This window comes from Vibrio sp. 10N.286.52.C3 (assembly GCF_041468865.1).
In the GTDB taxonomy this organism is placed as follows: Bacteria; Pseudomonadota; Gammaproteobacteria; order Enterobacterales; family Vibrionaceae; genus Vibrio; species Vibrio crassostreae_C.
The window spans coordinates 1-1,892 of sequence record NZ_JBFRJM010000035.1 but is presented as its reverse complement, the minus strand read 5'-3'; the positions used below and the strand labels follow the sequence as shown (position 1 = coordinate 1,892).

1 protein-coding gene is annotated in these 1,892 nt (G+C 47.8%); it reads left to right on the top strand.

Annotated elements, in window-relative coordinates; all coding sequences use genetic code 11:
- Window positions 1–563: 563 nt before the first annotated feature.
- Complete coding sequence (ltrA, locus tag AB4138_RS14325) at window positions 564–1,856, top strand: group II intron reverse transcriptase/maturase (protein ID WP_372306520.1); 1,293 nt, start codon at window positions 564–566, stop codon at window positions 1,854–1,856.
- Window positions 1,857–1,892: the final 36 nt, after the last annotated feature.

Here is a 1,892-nt window from a genome sequence, read left to right as displayed (position 1 = left end):
TTGTGCGCCGAGCATGGCGTTGATCTAGGAGGTGAAAGTCCTCTACGGGCTCAGTCGAGCGAGAACCGTTAGCCTATGCAAGGGTGTTCACCGTGAGGTGAAATCTGAAGGAAGCAAATGGCAAAACTTGGTTGTGACGAACAGAAATCTGATAGTAGGTCATTACAACTTGGGCAACCTAGCAATAGATAGAATAGCCCGATGCCTCGACGGGAAGTGTGTAGTGATAAATCAGGCACGGCCAAGGGAAAGAGCAACGTCTTACCTCGGGAGATCTTATTACTTGTCTCGATAGAGACTAATACAGCAGCGATGCGGTATGACGAGCAATAAGAAGTCAGCAGAAGGCATAGTACCTTAAGGAAGTACAACTTAAGGGAAGGCCCGAACTGAATATATCAAGAAGCAGTCACTAGACACTCAATCATGTGGGGTCATAGCAAGATGAAAACCATCTCTACGTCCCAATGGGCGATACAGCAAGTAAAGCTCATGGTGATGAAGAATGACAAGCATGATTGGCGTAAACAGGAGGACGAGTCTTGGTGATCTCAACGTCGTTGATGGAGCAAATCTGCTCTTCAACCAACTTGAATCAAGCTCTACGAAGAGTGAAGAAGAACAAAGGATGTGCAGGTGTCGACAAACTCGACATAGATGCGACTATCTCAACACTTCGACAGGCTTCAAATGGGCAAGCGCTTCGCCAGAGTCTTCTGGAAGGAAGCTACCAACCTCAACCGGTACTTGGTATAGAAATCCCTAAACCTAGTGGTGGCGTAAGGCAACTAGGTATCCCAACCGTGCTTGATAGAGTTGTCCAACAGGCAATGACCTCAGTACTGTCAGATATCTATGACCCCAAGTTCTCCAATAGCAGTTACGGATTTAGACCAAACCGCAGTGCGCACCATGCATTAACGGCAGCCAGTCATTACATCCGAGAAGGTCGAGGTTATGTTGTAGATATCGACCTAGCGAAATACTTCGACACAGTGAATCACGATAGACTGATGTACAGACTGTCACAGGACATCAGTGATAAACGAGTGTTGAAGCTCATCAGGTCATATCTACAGGCAGGCATAATGCGAAACGGGATGGTTGAACAGAGACAAAGAGGGACACCACAGGGTGGACCATTATCCCCGTTGCTATCCAATATCGTATTAGATGAACTGGATAAAGAGTTAGAGCGCAGAGGGCATAAGTTCTGTCGATATGCAGACGACTGCCAAATCTACGTTCATAGTGAAGAAGCCGCTTATCGAGTTAAAGAGTCGATAACGGAGTTCTTGGAGCAAAAGCTGAAGCTCACGGTAAATCGAGAGAAAAGTGGTGCGACAAGAGTGACAGAGCGGACTTACTTAAGCCACCGCTTCGGGATAGATGGAACAATCCATCTATCGAAGGCAGCACAAACTCAAATGAAGAAGCGAGTGCGGCAGATAACGAAGCGAAACCGAGGGCGAGAGTTGCAAGCAGTCATAGCGGAATTAACTCAATACCTAAGAGGTTGGCAACACTACTTCAAACTCGCCATACGGAAAAGCAGCTTGCAGCGCTTAGACGAATGGATACGGCGACGGCTACGATGTTACCGCTTAAAACAACGCAAACGCAGATACGGCATAGCGACATGGTTACAACAACAAGGTGTAACGGAGCGCAATGCGTGGAAGGTAGCGATGTCAGATAAAGGGTGGTGGCACTTGGCCTTAACGCCGCAGTTAAATCACGCCATGCCAATAAAATGGTTCGAGGAGTTGGGCCTGTACTCATTGCGAGATGGGTATGAGTCACTGAAAATATATTCGGAACCGCCGTATGCGACCCACGCTTGTACGGTGGTGTGAGAGGACGGAGGCCGTGAGGCCTCCTCCTACTCGATT

What these genes read in the sequence shown, in the direction of transcription:
- ltrA (WP_372306520.1), top strand. Translation starts at nt 564, where the DNA reads ATGGAGCAAATCTGCTCTTCAACCAACTTGAATCAAGCTCTACGAAGA.